Origin of the sequence: Nannocystis pusilla (assembly GCF_026626665.1) — a bacterium.
GTDB lineage: Bacteria > Myxococcota_A > Polyangia > Nannocystales > Nannocystaceae > Nannocystis > Nannocystis pusilla.
The window spans coordinates 6,088,649-6,112,119 of record NZ_JAPNKE010000002.1 but is presented as its reverse complement, the minus strand read 5'-3'; the positions used below and the strand labels follow the sequence as shown (position 1 = coordinate 6,112,119).

17 protein-coding genes and 1 pseudogene are annotated in these 23,471 nt (G+C 71.1%); 4 read left to right on the top strand and 14 right to left on the bottom strand.

Features of this window, described 5'->3' with window-relative positions; all coding sequences use genetic code 11:
- Positions 1 to 22 precede the first annotated feature (22 nt).
- Positions 23 to 3,364 (bottom strand): FHA domain-containing protein, encoded by a 3,342-nt coding sequence (locus tag OV079_RS27035; RefSeq protein WP_267771812.1) that lies wholly within the window; start codon positions 3,362 to 3,364, stop codon positions 23 to 25.
- A 128-nt stretch (positions 3,365 to 3,492) separates the two neighbouring features.
- On the opposite strand from OV079_RS27035, the gene OV079_RS56255 reads away from it, so the two are divergent.
- Positions 3,493 to 4,950: a DNA methyltransferase family protein gene (locus OV079_RS56255; protein ID WP_267771811.1), complete on the top strand. Its 1,458-nt coding sequence runs from the start codon at positions 3,493 to 3,495 to the stop codon at positions 4,948 to 4,950.
- Complete coding sequence (locus OV079_RS27025; RefSeq protein ID WP_267778648.1) at positions 4,922 to 6,106, top strand: type ISP restriction/modification enzyme; 1,185 nt, start codon at positions 4,922 to 4,924, stop codon at positions 6,104 to 6,106. Before OV079_RS56255 ends, OV079_RS27025 begins: the two co-directional genes overlap by 29 nt.
- Before the next feature lie 32 nt (positions 6,107 to 6,138).
- On the opposite strand, the gene OV079_RS27020 is transcribed toward OV079_RS27025, so the two are convergent.
- From OV079_RS27020 to OV079_RS27000, 5 genes and pseudogenes are all read right to left on the bottom strand, one after another.
- Positions 6,139 to 6,939, bottom strand: coding sequence for a hypothetical protein (locus OV079_RS27020; protein WP_267771810.1), 801 nt, complete (start codon positions 6,937 to 6,939; stop codon positions 6,139 to 6,141).
- A 48-nt stretch (positions 6,940 to 6,987) separates the two neighbouring features.
- A pseudogene (locus OV079_RS58635) lies at positions 6,988 to 7,245 on the bottom strand (DUF4215 domain-containing protein); the annotation flags it as partial.
- 43 nt (positions 7,246 to 7,288) lie between these two features.
- On the bottom strand, positions 7,289 to 8,413 hold the full coding sequence (locus OV079_RS27010) for a DUF4215 domain-containing protein (RefSeq protein WP_267771808.1): 1,125 nt from the start codon (positions 8,411 to 8,413) through the stop codon (positions 7,289 to 7,291).
- Positions 8,414 to 8,811: 398 nt separating this feature from the next.
- Positions 8,812 to 9,996: a DUF4215 domain-containing protein gene (locus OV079_RS27005; protein WP_267771807.1), complete on the bottom strand. Its 1,185-nt coding sequence runs from the start codon at positions 9,994 to 9,996 to the stop codon at positions 8,812 to 8,814.
- A gap of 165 nt (positions 9,997 to 10,161) precedes the next feature.
- On the bottom strand, positions 10,162 to 11,493 hold the full coding sequence (locus OV079_RS27000; protein WP_267771805.1) for a DUF4215 domain-containing protein: 1,332 nt from the start codon (positions 11,491 to 11,493) through the stop codon (positions 10,162 to 10,164).
- 526 nt (positions 11,494 to 12,019) lie between these two features.
- Between OV079_RS27000 and OV079_RS26995 the strand changes: the two genes are divergently transcribed.
- Entirely contained in the window at positions 12,020 to 13,270 is a 1,251-nt protein-coding gene (locus tag OV079_RS26995) for a hypothetical protein (RefSeq protein WP_267771804.1), read from the top strand.
- Positions 13,271 to 13,635: 365 nt separating this feature from the next.
- On the opposite strand, the gene OV079_RS26990 is transcribed toward OV079_RS26995, so the two are convergent.
- The 8 genes from OV079_RS26990 to OV079_RS26955 form a co-directional block, all read right to left on the bottom strand.
- Positions 13,636 to 14,853, bottom strand: a complete 1,218-nt coding sequence (locus OV079_RS26990; protein ID WP_267771803.1) for a TlpA family protein disulfide reductase — start codon at positions 14,851 to 14,853, stop codon at positions 13,636 to 13,638.
- A gap of 10 nt (positions 14,854 to 14,863) precedes the next feature.
- Complete coding sequence (locus tag OV079_RS26985; RefSeq protein ID WP_267771802.1) at positions 14,864 to 15,124, bottom strand: hypothetical protein; 261 nt, start codon at positions 15,122 to 15,124, stop codon at positions 14,864 to 14,866.
- 8 nt (positions 15,125 to 15,132) lie between these two features.
- Positions 15,133 to 16,248 (bottom strand): hypothetical protein, encoded by a 1,116-nt coding sequence (locus OV079_RS26980; protein WP_267771801.1) that lies wholly within the window; start codon positions 16,246 to 16,248, stop codon positions 15,133 to 15,135.
- A 15-nt stretch (positions 16,249 to 16,263) separates the two neighbouring features.
- Positions 16,264 to 17,562, bottom strand: coding sequence for a vitamin K epoxide reductase family protein (locus OV079_RS26975; protein WP_267771799.1), 1,299 nt, complete (start codon positions 17,560 to 17,562; stop codon positions 16,264 to 16,266).
- Positions 17,563 to 17,575: 13 nt separating this feature from the next.
- On the bottom strand, positions 17,576 to 19,729 hold the full coding sequence (locus OV079_RS26970) for a protein kinase domain-containing protein (protein ID WP_267771798.1): 2,154 nt from the start codon (positions 19,727 to 19,729) through the stop codon (positions 17,576 to 17,578).
- Positions 19,730 to 19,916: 187 nt separating this feature from the next.
- A complete protein-coding gene (locus tag OV079_RS26965) occupies positions 19,917 to 21,101 on the bottom strand; it encodes an MBL fold metallo-hydrolase (RefSeq protein ID WP_267771797.1) in 1,185 nt (394 codons plus the stop codon).
- 114 nt (positions 21,102 to 21,215) lie between these two features.
- Positions 21,216 to 21,338 carry a hypothetical protein gene (locus OV079_RS26960; protein ID WP_267771796.1) on the bottom strand — a complete coding sequence of 41 codons (123 nt, stop codon included), beginning with the start codon at positions 21,336 to 21,338 and terminating at the stop codon, positions 21,216 to 21,218.
- A 17-nt stretch (positions 21,339 to 21,355) separates the two neighbouring features.
- A complete protein-coding gene (locus tag OV079_RS26955; protein WP_267771795.1) occupies positions 21,356 to 22,873 on the bottom strand; it encodes a carboxypeptidase regulatory-like domain-containing protein in 1,518 nt (505 codons plus the stop codon).
- 113 nt (positions 22,874 to 22,986) lie between these two features.
- Between OV079_RS26955 and OV079_RS26950 the strand changes: the two genes are divergently transcribed.
- Positions 22,987 to 23,439 carry a hypothetical protein gene (locus tag OV079_RS26950; protein ID WP_267771794.1) on the top strand — a complete coding sequence of 151 codons (453 nt, stop codon included), beginning with the start codon at positions 22,987 to 22,989 and terminating at the stop codon, positions 23,437 to 23,439.
- The last annotated feature ends 32 nt before the right edge of the window (positions 23,440 to 23,471 follow it).

Below are 23,471 nucleotides of genomic sequence, written 5' to 3'. Positions count from 1 at the left end.
GTCGGGGAATGTGCGGGCCGGCTTACTTGCCGTCGCACAGCGGCTCGACCGGCTCGCCGGGGTAGAGCGTGCTCCACTCGTCGTCGCTGAAGTCGCGGCCGACGGTGCGGCAGGCGAGTGCGATCAGGAGGTCGTGCTTGAGCGGCCAGACGCGCAGCGCCCCGTCGGCGCCGCCGCTGACGAGCAGGCGGCCGCTGCCGTCGACGCGCATGGCGCTGACGGGCCCGGCGTGGCCGGTGAGGGGGATCGATCGGACCTCGCCGCCGCGGTCGAGGTCGTCGACGAGCCACAATCGCAAGGACTTGTCGGCGCTGGCGGACACCAGGAGCTCGCTGCCTGGCTCGAAGAACAGGGCGGTGATCGCGGTCTCGTGGCCCTTGAGCGGCTTGCTCCGCTCGGTGGTCTTCTTGAGGTCGGTCATGTTGATGACCCCGTCGTCGCTGCCGGTGGCCAGCCAGCGCTTGTCGGGGCTGAACGCGGCCGCGCGCACGCGCGAGTCGTGGGCGACCGCGGAGCGCTCGGGCAGCTCGGCGGTCTTGCCCTTGTCGACGGTGCGGAGGATCGCGCGGGCGTCGTCGCTGGTCGACACCAGGTAGTCGCCGCCGCCGCTGAAGGTCAGCGAGAGCACCGACTTCTCGTGCTGCACGACCTGCTGCTCGCCGCCGTTGCCGGTCATCGGCCACAGCGTGACGCGGTTGTCGGCCGCCGCGACCGCGAAGTACGGGCTGTTCGGGGCGACCGCCAGCGCGGTGACCGAGCGGCCGAGCGCGACGTTGCGGGCCGGGCTGTCCTCGGGGCCGTTGTCCTTCATCGACCAGGTGTTGATCGCGCCGGAGAAGTCGGCGCTGACCAGCCAGCGGTTGTCCGGGCTGAAGGCGACGTGGCTGATCAGGTCGTCGTGCTGGGCGCGCTCGATCGGCTTGGGCTCGCGCTCGCCGCCGCTGAGGCTGTAGACGAGCAGCTGGCGCTCGACGCCGACGGCCGCCCACAGGCCGTCGAGGCTGACGGCGAGGGCCTGCGGGGCCTGCTCGAAGGTCCGCTCGAGGATCCGCCGCGGGGTGCCGCGGTTGTCGAGGCGCCAGGCGCGGAGGGCCTTGTCCTGGCCGAGCGAGGCCATGCGGCCGCCGTCGCTGCTGAGGCCCAGGCCGGTGATCGGGCCGCGGTGATCGCTGAGCACCGCGAGCGCGCCGCCGGCGTCGGCGTTCTGCAGCGGCCACAGACGCAAGGTCCCGTCGGCCGAGGCGGAGAGGAGCGAGTTGCCGTCGTAGCTCGGCAGCACCGACTCGATGGTGTCGACGTGCTCGTCGAACACGACCACCGGCTGGGCCGAGGTGTGGCGCTGGGCGGCGTCCCACACGTAGATCTTGTGGTCCTGGGCGGCCACGGCGATCCGGCGCCCGGTGGGGTCGGCGGCCAGGGCCTTGGGCTCGGACTGCAGCCCGCGCAGGCCGACGCGCAGCGGCTCGCTGCCCTCGCGCATCATCTGATCGAGCTCGGTGACGATGAGCTGCTTGTCTGTCCCGAGGGACAGGACGGCGCGCGCGCCGGGGAGGAACGCCAGGTCGACGACGGCGCCGGTGTGGCTGGCGAGGGCGTCCTGCTGGGCGCGCGCGAGGGTGCGGACGCGCCAGCGCACGACCTGGCCGATGCTGTCGCCGACGACGACCTCGTCGCCCTCGCCGTTGACCGCGAACGCGGTGGCGTCGCCGCCGATGGCGAGGCTCAGCTGCTTGCCCTTCTTGCGCCCGTCCTGCAGGTCGGTGGCGACCGCAGTCTTGCCGCCGAACGAGTAGAGGCGGCTGCCGCCGTCGCGGAACACCAGCTGCTCGATGGCGCCGGTGTGCTGCCGCAGCTCGCCGAGCTTGGCGCCGGCGTCGGTGCCGCGCATGTCCCACACGGTGACGTTGCCGCGGCGGTCGCCGGTGGCGAAGAAGCGGCCGTCCTCGCTGAAGGTGATCGCGGTGACCGGGTCGCGGTGGCTCTCGAGCTGCTTGGTCAGCTTGGGCGCGGTGCGCTGCTGCAGGTCCCACAGATCGACGGTGCCCTTGCCTGTCCCTACGGCCAGCCAGCGACCCTCGGGCCCGAGCGCCGCGACCTTGCCGGCGCCGCTGCTCGAGGGCAGCGTCTTCGGCTGGGTGGCGCCGGTGCGGTCGTAGAGGATCACCGCGCCGGTGTCGTCGACGGTGACGACGTCGCGCTCGTCGCGGGCGACGTCGGCGTGGCGGATCGGCGCGTTGCCGCGGCCGATGACGCGGCTGCGCTGGCGCGAGAGGGCGATCCGCAGGGCCCGCTCGGCGTCCGACTGGCGCGCGCACGGGCCGTCGGCGGCGCTCACGGCCCGCGTGCCGGCGAGGATCGCCAGCTCGAGGTCGGTCTGCTCGGCTGCCTTTTGGGCCAGGAGGTTGGCGCGCTGCACCGCGGGGTTGTCGGGCGTGCACTGACCGGCGCCGGCCTCGCGCCCGGCGGCGGCGTCCTTGAGCACGAGGTCGTCGTGCAGCACGTGCGCCGCCACGTTGCCGCCGACCAGGGCGACGGTCAGCGCCCCGGCGCGCAGGCCGAGGTCGCGGATCCGGTGGCGACGATCGCCGCGGCTGGCGTAGATGAACTCGCGGTGCAGCTCGGACGGGCGCGGCCGCAGCTTGCGGTCGCTGGCGGCCCAGGTGAGGCCGCGCTTGAGCAGCGGGCCGTGCAGCAGCAGCCCCTCGGGCTTGCCGAGGTCGCGCCAGCGCCGGGCCAGCGGATCGATCTGGCTGCGGCAGGCCTCGTTCTCGTCGTTGACAGGGCCCGTCGGCTTGCCCTCGGGCTCGGGCGCGGCGGCCGCGGGCTCGGGCTCGGGCTGGCGCAGGTTGACGCGGATGCTGCTGTCCGGAAGGCCAGCTTCGGGCTCGGGCGCCGGCCGCGGGGCCTTGGGCGCGGGCCGGGCGGGCTCGGGGGCGGGCCTGGCCTTCGGGGCAGGTTCGGGCGCGGCCGCCTTGGCGGGCTTGGGCGCCTGCTTGACGGTGCGCTGGACGGTCGGGTCGTCGTCGGTCCGCGGCTGGACGCGCGCGGTGCCGCGGCTGCCGGCCGCACCTGCCTCTCCGACCAGGTAGATCTTGACCTTGCCGACCTCGACCTCGTCGCCGGCCTTGATCGGGGTCTTGGCGGCGATCCGCTTGCCGTTGACCTTGGTGCCGTTGCGCGAGCCGAGGTCCTCGACGAAGTGCTGGCCGCGCTCGTGGCTCAGGCGGGCGTGCTGCCGCGAGGCGCCGTCCTCGAAGTTGAGCTGGAGGTCGTGCTCGGGCTCGCGGCCGACGACGACCACGTCCTTGGCGAAGCGGAGCTCTTTGCGCGGCTGTCCCTCGCGTTCGACGGCGATATGAAGCATGAGCCGCCCGGAGGATATCACCGCGGGCCGGCCAGCCCGCGGGCGCGAATGCACGCACCTCGCGCGAGGCCGCCGTCCGCGCGATCGCGGGCCGCCCTGCGCGATGTTGCTCTGCTATGTTTCCGCGCGTGCGCCGGCCGGGCCCGAGGAGTTCGCGCGAGGTGGCGACGCTGCTGGCCGGGCGCTGTCGGGCGCTGCGCGAGGCGCTGCGGGTCGCCGTGGCCGCGCCGAACTCGCGGCTGCGCACGCTCGCGGACGAGTGGTCACTCGCGGCCTGCGGCGGCGAAGCGGAGTTCGCCGAGGCCATGGCGCAGACGATCGCGTACGGGCTGTGGACCGATCGCCTGGAGCACCCCGAGGCGGCGCCGGAGGTCGCGGGGGCGTGCGCGCGCCTGGGGGAGACGCCGGGTCCGCTGTTGCGCGCGCTGCGAGCGGCGGCGGAGCATCGCGCGGAGATCGGCGCGGCGCTGGGAGAGCTTGAGGCGACGATCGCGAGGCTCGACGCGGCGTCGCTCGCGGCGCTGCGCGAGGGCGAGGGGGCGTACTTCTACGAGGAGTTCCTGGCGGCTTACGACGGCCGGCTGCGCCGCGAGGCCGGGGCTTACTACACGCCGAAGGAAGTGGTGCACGCGCAAATCGTGGCAGTGCGCGAGCTGCTGACGCGCGAGCTCGGGGCGCCGCTCGGGTTCGCCGCGCCCGAGGTGGTGGTGATCGATCCGTCGTGCGGCACCGGCGTGTACCCGCTGGCGATCGTGGAAGATGCGCTGCGTCGCGTGCGAGGGACGGGCGGCGACGTGGCGGCGTGCGCGAGCCGGCTCGGGGAGAACCTCGTGGCCCACGAGGTGCTCGCGGGGCCGTTCGCGGCGGCGCACGCTCGCCTGTCGCGCGCGCTGCGGGCCGCAGGGGCGCGGCTGCCGGCTGCGGGAGTGCGGGTGATGCAGCGCGACACTCTGGCGCGCGCGGAGGGGGAGGACGTCGAGGCTGCACGCATTCGCGTGTGCATCGGCAACCCGCCGTACGACCGGCGCGAATTGACGGAGAGCGATCGCGGCGGGTGGATCCGCCACGGCGATCCAGAGCGCGGAGAGCGGCCGCTGCTGGCCGACTTCCTGCCCGACGCGGCGGTCGGCAAGCACGCCAAGAATCTTTATAACGCCTATGTCTATTTCTGGCGGTGGGCGCTGTGGTGGAGCTGCGAGCAGACAGGACCGGGGGTGGTCTGCCTGATCACGCCGTCGAGCTATCTGCGCGGGCCGGGCTTCGCGGCGATGCGACGACGCCTGCGCGCGGTGCTCGACGCGTTGTGGATCGTCGACCTCGGCGGCGATGCCCTCGGACCGCGCCGCTCCGCCAACGTCTTCAAAAATATTCGCACGCCGGTGTGTATCGCGGTGGGGGTGCGACGCGGGGAGGGTGATTTGTCGCGGCCGGCGGAGGTCTGGTACACGCGGCTGGCGGACGATGATAGTAGCGAGCAAGCTGCGCGCGCTGGGGGCGCTGCAATCATTGCAGGAGCTCGAGTGGGCGCGCGCGCCGAACGGGTGGGAGGCGCCGCTGGTGCCCGGGGTGTCGGGCGGCTACGGTGATTGGCCGCGGCTGGTGGACCTGTTCCCGTGGCAGCACGCGGGGGCGCAGTGGAAGCGGACGTGGCCGATCGGGGAGACGCCGAAGCTGCTGGAGCGCCGCTGGCGAGCGCTGCTGCAGGCGGACGATCGCGCGGCGGCGTTCCGCGAGACGGAGGCGTGGACGATCGCGCGGCCAGGGGCCGATCTGCTCGCGGGGACGCCGTTGCCCCCGCTGGCGTCGTTGACCGCGGATGCGCCGAGGCCTCCCATCGCGCGGATCGCCTGGCGCTCGCTCGACAGGCGGTGGTGCCTGGCGGACGGGCGCCTCGGCGACCGCCTGCGGCCGGCGCTATGGCGGGCGCACGGGCCGTCGCAAGTCTATTTGACGACGCTGCTGTCGAGCGGGCTGTCGCGCGGTCCGGCGGTGATGGCGTGCGCGGAGGTGCCCGACCTGCACCACTTCCGTGGATCGTTCGGCGACAAGGGGGTGATCCCGCTGTGGCGCGACCGTGCGGCGACGCAGGCCAACGTGACGCGTGGAATTACAAGTGTCCTGGAGGACATGTTCTCGCGGACAGTGACGGCGGAGGAGCTGTTCGCGTACGTGTACGGCTGCCTGGGGCATCCGGGGTACGTGGAGTCGCTGCGCGAGGAACTGGCAGAGCCGGGGCCGCGGGTGCCGCTCACGCGCGACGAGCGATTGTTCAGGCGCTGCGCGGCGGTCGGGGCGAAGCTGCTGGGGCTGCACACGTATCGCGTGCGTTCGAGAGAAGGGTCGGCGCGCTGCGTGGCGCCGGTGCGGGCGATGCCGGAGAAATTCTCGTACGTGGACGAGGTGCTCACGGTCGGCGACGGAATATTCGCGCCGGTGTCCGCGGAGGTGTGGGGCTACGAGGTGTCCGGACTGAAAGTGGTGCAGTCGTGGCTGGCCGGGAGGATGCTGCAGCGAAGCGGTCGCACGTCGTCGCCGCTCGACGCGCTGCGACCCGGGGCGTGGTCCGAGGTGCTGACGCAGGAGCTGCTCGAGCTGCTGTGGGTGCTCGAGCGCTCGCTGGTGCTGCACCGCGCGCAGGCGCTGCTGTTGGCGGAGATCGTCGGGGGAGAGCTAGTATCGGGGAACGCGCTGCCGGCACCGAGCGAAGAGGAACGACTCGAGCCGCGGGCGGCGAGCCGGTGACGAGCTCGCGCAGCAGCGCCCGGACGTGAGGGTCAGAGCGGGGCGGTCTGCTGAAAACAATAGAGGTGGAAGAGTTGTGAGCAGGCCGCGGGGTTGTTGGCCGGGGCGTCGCTCCACGTCATGTTCGTGGGTCCGGCGACGCCGAGGCGGCCCAGGGTCCCGTCGATCGAGGAGGTCCAACTGTCGCAGTGATCGGCGCCGATGCGGGTGCCGTTGCGGAAGGTGTTGGACCAGACCGGAGCGGGGATGTCCAGCATGTTACCGGCCTCGTCGACGCCGATCCCGGTGGTGAGCGGCAAGGTGGTCAATTCGCCCCACCCATGGGCGACGACGGCGCCGGTGGTCAGCTTGTAGTAGCCCGAATACAAGGTGTCGAAGCGACCGCCGGTGGCGGGGTCGGACCGGGCGTCGCTCAGCCATGCGGCCCACTGGACGTCCGGCGGGAGGTCGATGAACTGCGCGGCCTCGGCACACTTGGCGTCGGCACCGTCGAGGCCGCCGAGAGCGCCGGTGAAGGTCGTCGCGGTGGCGAAGACGATCCGTGGGGCGAGGCATTCGTTGGAGCAGTCGTCGTCGTCGAAGAGGTTGCCGTCGTCGCACTCCTCCGCGCCGTTGCGGATCATGTCGCCACAGCGGGGGCCAGGGCCGCTGCAATCGTCGCTGCAGTAACCATAGGCGCCGTTCAAAGCGCCGTCGTCGCACTGTTCGTTGCCGGCCCAGAGCTCGCCGTCGCCGCAGGTCGCAGGCACGCAGCCGGCGAGGCAGGCGTCGTCGTCGTCCGCGTTGCCGTCGTCGCATGATTCGCCGGGATCCTCGACGCCGTCGCCGCACACGGGCAGCTCGGTGCAGTCGGCCTGGCAGCCGTCGTCGTCGGCGGTGTTGCCGTCGTCGCACTGCTCGCCCGGATCGATCTGGCCGTTGCCGCACGGCGGCGAGGGGGTGACGGTGCAGTCGTCCTCGCAGCCGTCGTCAGGGGTGCGATTGCCGTCGTCGCACGCTTCGCCGGGATCGAGCTGGCCGTCGCCGCACTCGGGGGCGCTCGAGGTGCCGCCGGAGGTGGTGTCCTGCGGGGCCTCGCTGTCCGTCGCGGGGGTCGAGCCGGTCGGATGATAAAAACAGGCGCCGACGACGAGGAGCAGGGGAGGAGTCTGGACTCGCGGGAGCGCATGCTGGGGTGGAGCTTCAGTTCTGAATGCAGTAGAGGTGGTGCATGGTGGTGCAATCGGCGGCGGTCTGGGAGTCCGTCCAGGTCGAGTCGGTGGCGCTCGTGCTGCCGACCCTGCCCGTGCCGCCGAGGGCGTCCCAAACGCTGCAGTGCGCGTCCAGCGAGAGGATGGAGCCGTCGGGCGCGGTGTTGGTCCAGGCCAGCGCGTCGGGTGCCACGAGCGTGCCCGATTCGTCGCGGTTGATGGGGTTCAGCAGCGTCCCCGAAGCCAAGCCCGACCAATTGCGAGCGACCAGGACCGGCTTCGGCCCGGGGAGGATGTACCAACCGACAAACTTGGTGTCCAGGCGCGCGGCGACGCCCTGGCCGTCGTCGCTGAGCCAGGCAACCCAATCTCCCGCCGGGAAGTCGAGCGTCAGGACGCCGCACCGAGCGTCGGCTCCGTTGAGCTGATTCATGTCGCCCTTGTAGGTTTGCGAGGTGACGAAGATGTAGCGGAAAGAAACGTTCTTGCAGGCGTTGCACAGATCGTCGCCGCCGGGGGTGCCGTCGTCGCACTCTTCCTCCGGGGCCTGGACCTGGTTGTCGCCGCAGCGCGGGCCCGGTTCGCACTCGGTGGTACAGCCGTCGTAGGCGCTGTCGTCGTTGGCTCGGCCGTCGTCGCAGAGCTCGACGTCTGCGTGCACGAGGCCGTCACCGCAGGTCGCGGCCGCGCAGGAGGACAGGCAGTCGTCGGTGTCGGCGAGGTTGCCGTCGTCGCAGGTCTCGACGCCGAGATGCACGACCCCGTCGCCGCACACTGCATGCTTGCAGACATCGCGGCAGGCGTCGCTGTCGTCGGTATTGCCGTCGTCGCACTCCTCGCCGTCGTCCAGCGTGCCGTTGCCGCACAGTTCGACCGGCGTGAAGCCGCAGTCGGCCTCGCAGCCGTCACCGTCGACGAGGTTGCCGTCGTCACATTGCTCGCCCGGCTCGAGCACGCCGTTGCCGCAGGCCTGGGCACCGTCGCTGGTGGTCGGGATGGTGCTCGAGGCAGCGTCCGTGCCGGTCGAGGTGTCCGGCTGGCTTACGCTGCCGTGGGGGTTGTAAAAGCAGCCAGAAGCGGCGAAGAGAGCGAGGAGCGTGGCGGTGCGGTGCGTCATCGGTTCCCTGGGCTGCGAAGAGGCGCCGCTGTTCTCTCGAGGTCTGGGCCCCGTGGTCGCGGTCTCACGGGCATCCACGTGCTCCTGGCTCGGGAAGAGGTGAGGCGAACGACGGTACAGCATCGGTTCCGGTGCGAGCAAGGCGCGACCGCGCCCGGCTGCAGACGTGGGGAGATGGGCGCGAGAGAACCGCGGAGGTCAGTTCTGTACGCAGTAGAGGTGGTGCGCTGAATCGCAGTCGGACAACGCCCCTGCGTTCCGTCGCGCTCGGGTCGCCCACGCTGCCCGTCCCGGAACTCGAATCCCAGAGGTTGCAGTGTGAGGCCGTGTCGGCCGCGAGAGCCTCGCCATCGGCTCCGGTGTTGGTCCAGGCCATTTGTCGCGGCTCACGGCTGCTTCTATAACTCCCAGGGCACCCCGAGCCAGCCGGACACGACGACAAGCAGACAGCCAGGGCGCGAACGAGCATTGGACCACGAAGCTCGGGCGATTGTAGCTCTGGCTCGCCGAGAGCCGTCGCGGGGATCAGTTCTGGACGCAATAGAGGTGGTGCAAAGATTGCAGTCAGCCGAGGATTGGGTGTTCGTCCAGGTCGCGTCGCTGGCGTTCGCGTTGCCGATGTTGCCCGTGCCCAGGTTCGAGTCCCAATTGCTGCAATGGGCAGGCACGTCGACCGAGATCGACTTGCCGTCGATCTTGGTGTTGGTCCAGGCCGTCGCGTCCGCCGCGACCGGACCGCCCGCCTCGTCCCGATTAATAGGGCTCTGCAGGGCGCCCGACGTGAGGCCCGCCCAATCTCGGGCGACCAGGATCGGCTGCGGGCCGGGTAGAACGTACCACCCGACGAAGGTCGTATCCATGCGGAACGCTGGCGATTGCAGGTCATCGCTGAGCCACGCAACCCAATTCGCTGCTGGTAGGTCGGCCGCCGCGACGTCGCAACGAGAGTCCGCGCCCATGAGCTTGTTGACGTCGCCCTTATACGTCTGCGAGGTGACGAAGACGTAGCGGAAGGGGACGTTCTTACAAGCGTTGCACAGGTCGTCGCCGTCGGGGGTGCCGTCGTCGCACTCCTCCTCGGGGGCCTGAACCGTTTCGTCGCCGCAGCGGGGGCCGAACTGGCACTGGGTGGTGCAGCCGTCGTAGGCGGTATCGTCGTTGTCGCCACCGTTGTCGCAGACCTCGACGCCGTCGTGGAGTTGGCCGTCGCCGCAAGTCGCGTTCTTGCAGGAGGAGAGGCAGTCGTCGGTGTCGTCGTCGTTGCCGTCGTCGCACTCTTCGGTACCAGCGATGATGGCGCCGTCGCCGCAGACCGCGTTCTTGCAGGTGTTGGTGCAGGCGTCGGTGTCGTCGTCGTTGCCGTCGTCGCACTCCTCGCCGTCGTCGACCACGCCGTTGCCGCAATTCTCGCCGGGCGTGAGGGTGCAGTCGGGCTCGCAGTCGTCGCCTGGGTCGGCGTTGCCGTCGTCGCACTGCTCGCCGGGCTCGAGCACTCCGTTGCCGCAGGCGGGCTTCTCTCCGGTCGTCGCGGTCGTGGTCGAGATAGTGCTCGACGTCGTGCTTTCGGTCGTGCTTCCGGTCAAATAACCGGTGCTGCCCTTCGGATTTTAGAAGCAGCCGTGGGCGGCGATGACAGCGAGCAGGACCGGGAGGCGAGAATGCATGGCGGCCGGACTTGAGTCAGGTGCTGTCCTGGATTGGCGACCGGGACGACGCACTGGTGTGCGAATCTAGCCGCCGTGGGCGTTTTATCGGTCTCCACGGCCGCCTTGGCTCCGCAAGGCCGCCGTGCTTCGCGTAGTTCGAGGCTCAGGGCGGGGGGCATTTTGGAAGCAGTAGAGGTGGAAGGAGTTGGAGCAGGCGGTGGGATTGTCGGCAGCATCGTCGTCCGTCCATGTCGCATCGGTTGCAGACACGTCGCCAAAACGACCCTTTGTGCTGAACATGGGCGAAGTCCAATTGTTGCAGTTAGCGGTACCAGCGCTCTCGCCTGACGATGACGTGTTGGACCAGGCCAAGAGCGGCTCCTCCACAGGATTGCCGTTCTCGTCGATGTCGATCGGGAGTGCTAGCGGAGGAGCGACAAGGGCGCTCCATCCGTGGGCAAGGATTTGGGCGTTAGCAAGCTTGTAGTAGCCAGCATAGTCAGTTTCCATGCGCCCGGCCGAGGAGGGCGAATCAGTTCCGTCGCTGAGCCATGCGGTCCAGCTCAGATTCGTCGGCAAGGAGGAGTTGCTGGCAGTTTGCTTGCATTTCGCGTCAGCCCCTACGAGCCCGCCAAGGTTGCCCGTAAAGCCCGCTGCCGTGACAAAAACCAACCGCGGGGCGATGCAGGTGTTGGAGCACTCGTCGTCATCCATCTGGTTGGCGTCGTCGCACTCTTCCGGGCCGTTGCGCGTGCCGTCACCGCAGCGCTCGCCGGGACCGCTGCACTCGCTGTTGCACTGGCCATACATGCCGTTCATCGGCCCGTCGTCACACATCTCCTGGTCCGCCCAGAGGATGCCGTCGCCGCACTTGGCCATCACGCAGGTGGAGAGGCAGCCGTCGTCGTCCATTTCGTTGCCATCGTCACACTGCTCACCGGGGTCTTGCATGCCGTCGCCGCACACCGGCGTGTTGGTGCAGTTGCTCTCGCAGCCGTCGCCGCTCATCTTGTTGCCGTCGTCGCACTGCTCGCCAGGATCGAGCTTGCCGTCTCCGCACTCCACCGTGACCGGGAGCCGGCAGTTGCCCTCGCAGCCGTCGCCGTCGTCGTTGTTGCCGTCGTCGCAGTCCTCGCCCTCGTCCTTCGTGCCGTTGCCGCACAGTTCGCCGGGGGTGGTCGTGCAGTTGGGCTCGCAGCCGTCGCCGGGATCCTTGTTGCCGTCGTCGCACTGCTCGCCGGGCTCGAGCTTGCCGTTGCCGCACTCGGCCTCGACGTCGGTCGTGGCCGGCGACGTCGCGGTGGTCTCGGTCGGGTCGGTCGTGTCGGTGGTGGTCTCGGTGAGACTGCCTGTCCCGGTCTCGATCTGGGTGAGATCTTTCAGGCAGCCGGCAGGAAGCAGGACGAGGACGACGAGCGAGGAGCGGGCGAGCATGGCGGTGCGCTTGTGGACATGGTCGACGGTGACGCCTCGGAGCGCAAGGGTGCGGGGTGGGGCCGAGGTAGATCTCGCAGAACGCCGATCTCGACGACGCGAAATCCCCGGCGAGGTGGTGCGATCCGTGCCGCCAGCGCCCCGGCGCGCGCGCAGCGGAGGTCGAGCCGCAAAGCGATGCGACGGCGCCGCCCAAGGTCCGCTCGGCGCAACATTTTTGAGTCCATGGCGGCGGAGCTCGGTGCGCCGCGTACAGGGTCAGGGAGGCTCGTGTGTCGCGGCTGCAAGGCGGGCCCGTACCACCGTTGCGAGCTCGAAGGCCTGCGCGCTCGAGCGGCCGCGCCAGGGTCCGGGCGATGCCCGGTGGCGCTGTCGGGAGGCGGACGCTGCGCGAGAACCGGATGCGCGGGGGCGAGCCTGGCCGTTGAAGCAGGTGGGGCGATCGGGCGCGCAGCGCTTCGGCGCTTCGCTTGGCCCGCGGGCCGGTGGGGCTTATACTCGCGGCCCGGTCGGGGAACGAGGGCGCATGCTGATCGTGCAAGGTGTCGCGCTGGCGATGGCGATGGTGACGGCGGACGCGCCTGCGGCGTCGGCTTCGTCGAAGGAACAGCGGGTCGCAGCGGCGTACCAGCAGTTCGAGAAGCAGCGGCACGTCGAGGCGGCGCTCGAGTTCGAGGCGCTGTGGCGCGACTTCAAGGAGCCGCGGTTCCTGTTCAACGCGGCGGTCACCCGCTACACGGCCCGCCACTACGCGCACGCGGTGGCGTACCTCAACGAGTACCTGGCGCTGGCCGAGGTGAAGGGGGCGGACCGCGACGAGGCGAAGGCGCAGCTCGAGGTCGCGCGACGCGAGGTGTCGAGCGTGCAGGTCCGCGTGCAGCCAGGCGGGGTGGCGGGCGCACCGACGGTGACGGCGCGGTGGGTCAGCGAGCTGGCGTCGGACCTGCGGCCGCAGCTGCCGGTGCCGGTGGCGCCCAGCGGGGCGGCGCAGAGCGGGGTGATCCAGCTCGACCCGGGGACGTGGGTGGTCCGCGCCGAGGCGCTAGGGGCCGAACCCGCAGAGGTGCAGATCAAGGTGGCCGCCGGCGCGCCGGTGACGGCCGAGCTGGCGCTCAAACCCCTGCCCCCGAAGACAGGTCCCGAAGACCAGGCGAAGCCGCCGGCCGAGAAACCGTTCGACGGGCGCAAGATCGGCCTGGCGACGATCGGCGTCGGCGCCGGGGTGACGATCATCGGCGCGGTGGTGACGGGGGTGGCGCAGGGCAAGGAGTTCGGACCGGCGCTCAAGGCAGATCCGGCCACGTGCGCGACCTGGCCCGACCTGCAGAGCTGCTCGGCCGAGGTGCGCGCGGGCGCGACGCTGCGTGGCGCAGGCGCCGGAGTGCTCGGCGCGGGCGTGGGCCTCATCGGCAGCGGGGCGGTCTGGTACGCGCGCACCGAGCGGGCGCGGAAGATCGCGTGGTACGTCGAGACGGGCGTCGGCGCGGCCGCGGTGGTCGGCGGGATCGTCGGGCTGGTCCTCGGCGCGAACAGCTTCAACGAGGTCAACGCGACGGCGCCCGCGACCTGGACCGAGCTGCAAGGCGGCGTGAAAGGGCCGGCGACGACGTTCGCGGTGTCCTCGGCGGTGGCCGGGCTCGGCGCCGGGCTGGTGGCCGGCGCAGGCCTCGGGCTCGGGCTGTCGCGCGGGCGCTCGTCGCAGTACGCGAAGGCGCTGCAGATCGGCGGCGGGCCGGGCCGCGGAGCGCTCGGGCTGACGCTCAGCGGACGCTTCTAAAAGGCCGAGGAGGGCGCGGGGCGACGTGTCCTCCGGGACATGTCGTGGGGCGCTCGTCGCTGGAGGCGAATGCGACGGGGCGCGGGCGACGTGTCCTCGGGGACATGTCGTGAGTCGCTCGTCGCCGGAGGCGAAGGCGACGGGGGGCGGGGCGACGTCCTCGGAGACATGTCGTGGGGCGCTCGTCGCCGGAGGCGGAGGCGACGTGGGGCGGGGCGACGTCGCGGGGAGGCGCGGCGCTCGTGCCTTCGAGGACGTCGCGAATCCGGGCCGCCGGCCGCTCGCGGGAGCTGCCCGTATGGCCATGTGCCCATGGACATGCTCGAGGAGCCATGTCCCTTGGAGCATGCTCGATCGGGCAGGGCCTATTTAAGACCCTTGGCCTGGCAGGTGTGGCGGTCGCTGGCGTCGAGCTTGCAGACCAGCGGGGCGTCGCAGGGGCAGTCCTGGCAGCAGGTCTGGCTGCTCTCGCCGCGGGCGGGCTCGCACACGCCGTTGCCGCAGGTCTTGGGGCCCTGGGGCTTCTCGACCTTGGGGGTGACGGGGGCGCCCTTGAGGCGGGAGCAGCGGCCGTCGGCGGTGCGGAACTGGCCCGCAGGACAGGCGTCGGCGGGGGCCTCGACGGGCGGGAGGACCGGGGCCTCGACGGCGGGGCCGCGCTTCTTGAGCTCGCCGCAGTCCTCGGGGCTGTGGTGGGCCGCGGTGTTCTCCTTGCCCTCGCAGCGGCCGTTGCCGGGCCACGGCTTCTTGCACCACGCGTCGGGCGAGTCGTCGCTCAGCTCGGCGTGCAACTGGTCGAGGTGCTTCTCGAGGTCCTCGAAGTCGGCCTCGGTCAGCTGCTCGAACTTGGCCCAGCGCACGCGGCGGTTGCAGTCGAGGACGAAGGTGACGGGCAGGTTGCCGCGGAACAGCTGGCGCGCCTGCTCGCCCTCCAGCACCTTGACGAACTTCTCGTCGTAGCTGCGGTCGGCCAGCTTGACGGCGGCGGGCGGCATGACGTCGGCGAAGTCCTGGTAGGACTTGCGCGGGTCGGTGTTGTCCTTGAGCTGGACGGGGACGAACTTGACCGCGTCGCTCCACGTCTCGGCCTTGCGGGCGAACATGGCCTTGAAGTCAGGCATCTCCGCCTTGCACGGGCCGCACCAGGTCGCCCACAGGTTGACGACGTGGACCGCCTGCGACGGCAGCACCTCCTGCGCGCCGAAGCGGACCTCGACCGCGGGCTTGGTGGTGTCGCGGATGGCCTCGAGCTTGACCAGCATGGCCGGGGAGATCTGGGTCCCGAACTTGCCGACGTAGCCGCTGCGCGGCTGGTCCTGCGGCGGCGCGACCTCCTCGGGGTCGACGATCAGCGCGGTCTTGCTGTCGAGCACCCGCGTGGTGTCGACGCAGCCCTGCTTCTCGCGCTGCAGCACGCGCGCGAGCTGGCGCCGCACGTCGCTCTCCTTGAGCCAGATCAGCATGGCGAGGCCGCAGGCCAGCGTCGTCAGCATGACGTTGACCACCGCCCAGCGGACGTACAGCCGGGCCTTGGCCCGCGCGGGGTCCGTGTCCTTGAGGTCGAGGCGCGTCGGCTCGGACATGGTCTTTCGGTCAGGTCTTGGGCGCGTTGACCGGCTGGTTGACCGGCATGTTGACCGGCATGTTGACCGGCTGCGGGGCGGCCGGCGGCGGGCTCGCCAGGGCCTCCTGGCAGCACGGGCAGGCCTGCAGCTTGCTCTGCAGCACGTCGCGGGTCTTGCCGAGGCGGAGCACGAGCATGACGGCGACCAGCAGGCTGACGCCGGCGATGAAGGTCGTCAGGATGGCGACCAGCTTGTAGGCGAGCAGGGGCGGCGTCGGGGCGCTGGACATGGCGGGTCTCAGCCGGCGGACTCGTCGAGGATGGTCTTGGGCGGCTTGTACTCGGTGCCGTCGCAGGGGATCGGGACGACCAGGACGACGCGGTTGATGGCGTTGAACAGCTCGGTCCAGTCGCGCGAGCTCTGGTCCTTGAGGTCGATCGCGCCGTCGAGCAGGCTCTGCATGCGCTTCTGGTTGGTGTCGTCCCACGCGACCACCGGCGACGGGGTCTTCTCGCCCGGCTTGTCCTGGACGTCGAGGTAGCTCTTCTTGAACCGCTCGGGGTTCAGCGGCTTGGCGTCGCGCATGGCGAACGGCTGGATCGGGATCTGCTTGCGCTCGGTCTCGGCCAGGCCCTCGTTGACGACCTCGCCGATGATCTGCGTGACCATGTCCATGCGCCGCACGGCGAGGTCGTGGTTCTCCTGGCGGTCGCCGTCGGGCGAGGCGCGGCCGATCACGAACACCTGCTTGGCCCGCGTCAGCTGCTCCTTGAAGCGGCGGATCTGCTGCTTGTAGTGCTCGCGCACCGTCTTGGTCGGCCAGTTGGCGCCCTTCTTCGGCAGGCCGGTCGGGTAGTGGACCGAGAAGCGGCCGGGGAAGGCGGCGAGGATCAGGTCGAACTGCGGGTCGTCGATCGCCAGCTGCTCCCAGTCCGACGGGGTGCACGAGCGGGTCGAGACCAGGTCGCCGAGGCTCTTGTCGCGGCTGGCGCACTTGTTCTGCAGGTTGCGCACCGCCTTGGCCAGCTCCTCGTTGCGGGCGCACTCGAGGGGCGCGCGCTCGAGCTTGCCCGGGTCCTGGCAGCGCATCTGGTGGCACACGAGCGGCATCTCGCAGTCGCAGTCGCGGCAGCTGTCGCCCTCGCCGCAGATCGCCAGGTCGTCGATCGGGGCGCACTTGTCACCCATGCAGTACTGCCCCGGCGGGCACTTGGCGGAGCCCTCGGGCGTGCTGGCGTCGCAGTCGGCCGCGGGCGCGACCTGGGCGGTCTTGCCGGCCTCGCCGGCGGCCTGGGCGAGCAGCGGGTCCTCGGTGCGGAAGAGCGCCACGTAGGCGATCAGCAGCACCATGAGGGCCATGAAGCCGGTCAGCACCAGCAGGAGCTTGGTCGTCGTGTCGAACTCGGAGGCCATGAGTGCCGGCTCGGATCAGGGCGCCTTCACCATGCCGCGGACGATGTTGATGATCGCGCGGGCGGTGTAGTCGGACTGCAGGTGGTTGACGGTGTCGAGGCGCGGCGCGCCGTTCTCGATCGGGAAGACGTAGCCGGTCGGGACCTTGTAGTCCTGCTCGACGGCGAACTTCTGGTGCGCGGTGATCCGCGTCGGCCCGTCCTTGTCGTTGTTGATGCACTGAAACAGCTCGTTGTCGGCGTCGTCCGGGTCGATCTCGAGGCCGATGTCGACGGCCTTGCTGGCGACGCGCACGGGGCTGAACAGCGGGCCGCCGTTCGGGTCAGGGTCGGCCTGCAGCGCGAACAGGGCGGCGATCATGTCGAAGCCGGCGCCGGGGCGCAGCTTCTCGACGCACTCGGCGGCCTTGGCCGCGAGGCAGGCGCCGCCGTTGAAGGCGTCGGGGTGGTGCTTGGGGTAGCCGGCCGGGAAGGCGTCGGTGTCGCAGGCGGCGCGCGGGGTGTGGAACACGTAGACCCGCGTCGGCACGTCGAGCTCCTTGCTGCGGATCGCCCGGCCGACGTTGCGGAACTCGTTCGAGCAGTGCGGGCAGCTGAGGTCGAGGAACAGGGCGATGCCGACCTTGGGCTCGGCGGCGCCGGTGACGATCGCGGTGGTCGGCAGGGCGGTGGTCGGCGCGGCGCAGCCGGTGTTGGCGTCGACGAACCGGCGCGTGGTCTGGAAGCCGACCGACTGCACGCCGAGGCCGACGACGAACACGACGCCGGCGACGAACAGGGCGTCGAGGAGGTCGGCCTGGCGCCGGGTGGTCAGCCGCTTCCACAGGCCGCGCGGGGCGCCGTGGACGGCGAACAGGGAGCACATCAGCAGCAGGGCGCTGATGACGTAGAGCGAGAGGCAGTAGGGGCAGGGGGCCTTGAGGACGAGGAAGGCGTAGCTGCCGTAGACGGCGCTGACGGCGATGTCGAACAGCGCCAGGCCGAGCAGCAGCGGACGGGCCGCGCCGCGCAGGAAGTCGGAGCGCAGGAACAGGCCGCCGGCGATCACCGCGACGACGAGGTAGAAGGCCGAGCCCCACAGCGAGATCGGCAGGCCGAGCAGGGTCGACCAGCTGCTCTGCAGCGCGTCCTCGCACGACATGCCCCCGATCGCACACGCGCCCTTGGTCGAGGCGCACGGCGTGAAGGTCATGCGGAACTTCAGCACCGTGAGGTACGCGCCGACGCCGATGCCGAGCAGGCTGAGCAGCAGCGCCGCGCCGGCGCCGAAGCGGGCGATGCCCGGGGGCTTGTCTTGAGCTGTCGTGGAGGACATGTCCCGAAGACCTCTAGGGAGTGGGGGTCGACAGCGGCAGCTTCTCGAAGGTCGCCTTGCCGTTGTTGTAGGTGTACGCGAAGGCGCCGCCGCGCGGGCTGGAGTCGAACGGGAACTGCTCGAACAGGCTGCGCACGCACGACCGCACCGAGGCGTTGCTCGAGATGACCTTGATCTTGTGCGGCGGCATGCCCGACTTGCGGACCTCGATGGTGAACTTCAGCTTGGCGGTGCTCTGGCCGGCGCCGTCGAGGCAGTTCTGGAAGAACTTGTGCTGGTCGCGCAGCTCCTTCTCGGCGCTGCGGTAGGCGAAGTCGGGGTCGGGCACGCCGGTGCCCGCGGGCGGCGGAGCGGCGGGCTCGGGCGGCTTGGTGTCGGCGACGGGCGGGGGCTCGATCTTGGTCGGCTCGGGCGGGGCCTCGACCTTGGTGTCGGCGACCGGCGGCGGGGTCTCGACCTTGCTGTCCGGAAGGACAGGCGGTGCCTCGACCTTGGTGTCCTCGGGGACAGGCGGTGCCTCGACCTTGGTCGGCTCGACGGGCGGCGGGTTGCTGTCCGCAGGGACAGGTGGCGGCTCGACGGGCGGCGGGTTGACGACGGGCGGCGGCTCCTCGACCTTGGCGGGCTCGGGCTCGGGCAGGTCGTCGCCGGCGGCGGCGGCGGCGGCCGCGGCGACGGCGTCGTTGGGGCCGGGCGCCGGGGCGGCCAGCCACGAGGCGAGGCCGAACATCAGCGCGAGCGACAGCAAGGTGCCGCCGCGGGCGACGATGTCCTTGCCGGTGATCGGGCGCGGCGCGTCGGTGTCGAACTGCTGCGAGCGCGAGATCTCGTCGCGCACCACCGGATCGCTCGAGTGAGTGGCAGACTCGGCGTCGTCGAGCGTCGGCGTGCCGAGCGGCGTGGCGCCGGGCCGCGGGGTGCCGCCTTGCGGCGTGGGGTTCGGCGCGACGGTGCCGATCGGCGTGGTCCCGGGCCGCGAGCGCTCGGGGATCGCCATCAAGAACGGCTGGCTCATGTGCCGCACGATCGGCGCGCCGACCACGGCCTCGAACGACTCGAGCAGCGCCTGGCCGAACTCGTCGGCGCTCTGGTAGCGCTTGTCCGGGTCCTTCTCGAGGGTCTTGAGCAGGACGTCGTCGGCGATCTTCGGGATGTTGCGCTCGGGCGCGCGCTTGCTCGGGGCCTCGGGCGCGGTGTGCTTCTGGTGGTAGAGCAGGTCGAGGACGTTCTTGCTCGAGAACGGCGGGGTGCCGGTGATGAGCTTGTAGAGCGTCGCGCCCACCGCGTAGATGTCGGAGCGGGCGTCGGGCGTCGCGTTGGTGGCGATCAGCTCCGGCGCCATGTACTCCGGCGTGCCGAGCAAGACACCGTCCTGCGTCAGCTCCTGGCCGCTGTTGGTGTCCTTGGCGATGCCGAAGTCGATGAGCTTGATGTGATCGGGATTGCGGTCGAGGGTGACGCGGAAGCAGTTCTGCGGCTTGATGTCGCGGTGGTAGGTGCCCTTGGCGTGAGCCGAGCTGAGGCCGCTGCAGATCTGGATCGCCATGTTGGCGAGGCGCGGCCACGGCAGCGGGCCCTCGCGCTGGAGCATGTGATCGAGGTCCTCGCCCTCGAGGTACTCCATCACGATGTACACCTGCCCCGACGGGGTCTGGCCGACGTCGTAGGCGCGCACGACGTGGTTGCTCGAGATGTCCATCATGGCCCGCGCCTCGGCGAGGCAGCGCTGCTGCATGTCGGCCTTGCCCGACAGGCGCGGGTCGAGCAGCTTGATCGCCAGCTTGCCGCCGGTGCGGGCGTGTGTGCCGCGGTACACCGTCGACATGCCACCTGACCCAAGGGGCTGCTCGAGCTTGTAGCGGCTGTCGATCACCGAGCCGGGGCCGATCGGCGCCGGCGGTTGCTTGGCGGGGGCCGGCCTCGCCGCCGCTGCGCCGCTGCCGGTCGACGAGACGCCGGGCCGCGTGTTGCCGGTGGGCGCGGCGGTGCCGGGCCGCGTGTTGCCGGTGGGCGCGGCGGTGCCGGGCCGCGTCGGGGTGACGCCGGGCAGTGAACCGGTTCCAGGCCGGGTGGGCGTGCGCGCCGGGGGCGGCTTGCCGGGGGCGGGCTTGGCCGGGGCCGCGGCGGTGCCCGGTAGCGAGGCCGACTGCTTGCTGGGCGCCCTCATCTCGCCGGTGCTGGAAGGGGCGGCGGGACGTGGCCGCGGCGCCGGTTTCGCAGGCGGCCTGGGATCGTTGGGCGGCATATCAGGGGTCTCATCTTACAGGACACTGAGGCGCGACGGCGACAACGCGGCGATTACTTGTGTGCGCCGCGCCGGCAAGATGTCCGAAGGGCCATGCCGCGCGGCGCGATCACGCCCGCGTGGCGGCTCGCGAGGGCGGGCGCGATCGCGCGATACGATCTGTCTCTTCGGACATGTCAACGCTGGTCCCGGCGATCTGCCGCACAACGGGAGGGGACGCGCGGGAACTGGTGGGGGCCGGCCCGAGGGCCGGTCCGCGCGCGGGTCCAGGCGCGCGCCGACGGCTCGCGCGGGCCGAAGCGCTTGCGGCGAGATCCCGGCGGCGCCGCGAGGTCGGCGCGGCTGCGGGTGCGCGGGCGGCGTCCCGGGTGGATGTCCCGGAGGTCAGGTGCAGACGCTCGTCACGGCCGAGCGCCGGCGACGATCGCATCCAGCTGCGCTCGTTCGGCGACCTGCACCTGGCCCGCGAGCGGCCAGGTCTGGACGATCTTCGCCACGTCGAGGCCGAGAGCGTCGATCGCTCGCGCGAGCCCCAGCGCCGCCGGCCGCGCGCGCGGCACCTCGCCCGTGACAGGGAACCAGCCAGGTCGCCCTCGACCCGCAGGCGTTCGCGCGGGAAGTAATAGACGAGGTACGAGTCGGTGTGCTCGGTGTACGCGCCGATGTCGTGCAGCTCGAGCGCGCGGCCCGAGGCATCGCTGAAGACGTGCCTGCCGTCGACGACGAGGAACTTCGGCGCGCGCGGCTCGCGGGCCAGGGCGTCGGGCGCGAGCGCGTGGGGCCGGCGCGCGAGGTCCTCGATCAGAGGCACGTTGCCGGCGGTGGTGACGATGGTGGCGCCGGCGTGGATCAGCGGACGCAGGCCTCCGCTGTAGTGCGGGTGGTGATGTCCGAAGACGGCATAGCGGATTTCCTTGTCGGGCGCGTGGGCACGCACTGCCGCGAGGAGATCCTCTCCGGCGGCGCTGCGCAGCGGGGCGTCGAGCACGACGACGAAGTCGTCGAACACCGCGAAGGCGGCGCGCGTGTCCTCGAGCGGGAGCTCGACGAGGAAGAGGGCCGGCGAGAGGGCGACGATTTTGGCGGGCGGGCGCGGTGCGGGCGAGGGATCGGTGCCGGCGAGGGGCAACCAGTGCGTCTCGGCCTCGGCGGGCGCGAGGTCTTCGTGGCTGACGCGCTCGACGAGCTCGAGGGGGAGGTCGCGGGTGTCGGCGGCGTCGTCGTGCAGCCAGCGCTCGGTCCGCCGCGCGGGCAGCAGCACGCCGGCGAACTCGCGGTAGTCGGCGTAGCGCACCGACTCGGCGACGTCGCCGAGCTGCGGGTGAGCGACGAGCCGCTCCCAGCGCGCGAGCCGGTGGTCGTCGCGGCGCAGCCATCACGAGGCGCTACCGCTCGCGTCGGCGTAGGCTTAGGCGAGGACGTCGTGGGCGACGCCGGTCGCAGCGGAACATGTCTTTGGGGACATGTCGCCGATGAGCGGGGTGGTGGGGAGACCCTCGCGGCGAGGGCGAGGGTCTGTCTCGAAGGACATCCGAGATGTCCCGTAGGTCAGCCGGGGATCGGGTCCTCGTCGTCGGGGATCAGGCAGGCCGAGAGCTCGAAGAACATGAACACGAGCGCCTTCTCCTGCGGCGACAGGCCCTGGGTCTCGCAGCCGGTGGGGAACGGCTCGCCGATGTTGTCGCCGGACGAGACGTGGATGTCGCTGTCGACCACGCGGCCGCACTGCTGCTCGGCGGGCACGCCGACCGGGGCGTTGAAGGTGAAGTACTGGACCGTGTTCTCGGGCGAGTCGGTGTAGACCCACCGCGTCGAGGTCATGTCGTTGACCGAGTCGACGGTGTACTGGGCCTCCTTGATCTCCATCTCCCCGTGGACCTCGGAGCCGCCGACGTGCAGCATCCAGTCGGCCAGGGCCATGCCCTTGGGGAAGCTGGTGTCGATCTTGCCGGTGACGGGGTTGGGCAGGTCGGGCTCGCTGACGAAGTCGGCGGTGCTCGGCCACGGATCGGGGCCGTCCTCGATCCAGATGTTGTGCCAGTGAGACAGGAAGATGCGCCCGCCGAGGCCGGCGTAGTCGACCAGGTTCTGGCGCATGGCGTTCGACTTGGCGCCGCCGTTCTGCCCGCCCTCGCAGGCCATCAGGACCATGTCGTATTTCTTGTAGGTGTCGAGGCTGCCCCACAGGGTGCTGGCGCCGCTGAAGTCGGCGCCGCCGTTGAGGTCGTTGCTGTACTGGTCGGCCCCGCCGTCGCCCTCGAACAGGTTGACGCGGCCGCTGCCGTCCTCGGGGGTGAACTCGCCGTCCTCGATGCCGATCTTGCGCAGCAGGCACTCGAGCGGGTCGGCGCCGCCGGTGACCATGGCGATCTTCGGGATGTGACCCTCGCTCTGGTTCTTGGGCAGGCGGGTGAGGTCGTAGGGGGCGAGGTTGTCGGCGCAGGCGACGACCTCGGGCAGCACGACCTCGCGGCGCCACTTGCCCACGCTGACGACCAGCGGGATGTTCTGCCCCGAGGGCACGCCGGTGAGGGTGAACTCGCCCTTGGTGTCGGTGAGGGTGGCGACGATCGGGTCGCCCGGCAGCGCGCCGCCGCAGGTGTCGCAAGCGACGCCCTCGGCGACCGGATCGAGCGGCCCGGACGGCACGTAGACGGTGATGTTGTAGAGCGGCAAGGTGCCCTCGGGCGCGTACACGATGCCCGAGAGGGTGGTCTTGTCCTTGTTGCCGTCGCACGGATCGATCTGGCACTCGAGGCCGATGCACGGCGGCGCGGTCGTGCTGGTGTCGGTGTCGGTGGCCGTCGGGTCGGTGGTGGTCGTCGTCGAGGTCGGCGTGCCGGTGGTGCTCGTCGCGGTGGTGCCGGTCGGCTCGTCGGTGGTGCCGGTGTCGGTGGTGCCGGTCGTGGTGCCGGTGCCGGTGGTCGGGTCGACGGTGATGCCGGTCGGGGCGGTCGAGGTCGGGGTGGTGTCGGTGCCGCTGCTCTGAGACGAGTCGCCGCAGGCGACGGTCAAGAAGGTTGAAGCGAGGCAGGCGAAGGCGATGCGCTCGGCGCGTTGAGCCATGGGACTCTCCTATGCGGCGATGCTACGCGATCGCCGGTGGCCTTGGCCTCGGGCTTTCGTGTAGAACCTCGGAGGATGCGAGCGAGCGCGACGATCGTGGCGATGCTGTGCGGGTGCGCCCGCGCGCAGGGGACTGCGGTCGTCGTACCACCGCGTCAGCCCCACCTTCGCTGGCGCCGCTGAGCGAGCGCGGCGACGTCGAGATCGGGCTCGGCGCGGTGACGGCCGCGGTGTCGGGCGCGCTGGTCGGCGTGGGCACCTACGAGGCGCTGCGCGCGGTCCGGGTGCGATCGATCTGCACGGGGCAGACCGCCGACCCTCAGCTCGACCCGACGATCGTCTGCACCGGTCCGCTCGGCGGCGACCCGTTCGTCGCGGCGGTCGTGTCGAGCTCGCTGTCGTTCGCGTTCGCGGTGCCGATCGCGGTCGCCAGCGGGTTCCTGCTGCGCCGCGGGATCGTCACTCGCCGCGCGTGGAAGGCGGCGCAGCCGGCGGGCAAGATGTCTGTTCGGCCATGGTCGAACGGACAGACCCAGTTCGGGCTGACGTTCGGCCTGGCGTTCTGAGTCACGACGAGGTGGCGAGGTCGCGGCGCGGA

Bases quoted from the DNA above. Each gene is read 5' to 3' on its own strand.
- OV079_RS26970 (WP_267771798.1), bottom strand. From the start codon at position 19,729: ATGAGGGCGCCCAGCAAGCAGTCGGCCTCGCTACCGGGCACCGCCGCG.
- OV079_RS26960 (WP_267771796.1), bottom strand. From the start codon at position 21,338: ATGTCCTTCGAGACAGACCCTCGCCCTCGCCGCGAGGGTCTCCCCACC.
- OV079_RS26990 (WP_267771803.1), bottom strand. From the start codon at position 14,853: ATGTCCGAGCCGACGCGCCTCGACCTCAAGGACACGGACCCCGCGCGG.
- OV079_RS27035 (WP_267771812.1), bottom strand. From the start codon at position 3,364: ATGCTTCATATCGCCGTCGAACGCGAGGGACAGCCGCGCAAAGAGCTC.
- OV079_RS26955 (WP_267771795.1), bottom strand. From the start codon at position 22,873: ATGGCTCAACGCGCCGAGCGCATCGCCTTCGCCTGCCTCGCTTCAACC.
- OV079_RS27000 (WP_267771805.1), bottom strand. From the start codon at position 11,493: ATGCTCGCCCGCTCCTCGCTCGTCGTCCTCGTCCTGCTTCCTGCCGGC.
- OV079_RS26985 (WP_267771802.1), bottom strand. From the start codon at position 15,124: ATGTCCAGCGCCCCGACGCCGCCCCTGCTCGCCTACAAGCTGGTCGCC.
- OV079_RS26995 (WP_267771804.1), top strand. From the start codon at position 12,020: ATGCTGATCGTGCAAGGTGTCGCGCTGGCGATGGCGATGGTGACGGCG.
- OV079_RS26975 (WP_267771799.1), bottom strand. From the start codon at position 17,562: ATGTCCTCCACGACAGCTCAAGACAAGCCCCCGGGCATCGCCCGCTTC.
- OV079_RS27010 (WP_267771808.1), bottom strand. From the start codon at position 8,413: ATGACGCACCGCACCGCCACGCTCCTCGCTCTCTTCGCCGCTTCTGGC.
- OV079_RS26980 (WP_267771801.1), bottom strand. From the start codon at position 16,248: ATGGCCTCCGAGTTCGACACGACGACCAAGCTCCTGCTGGTGCTGACC.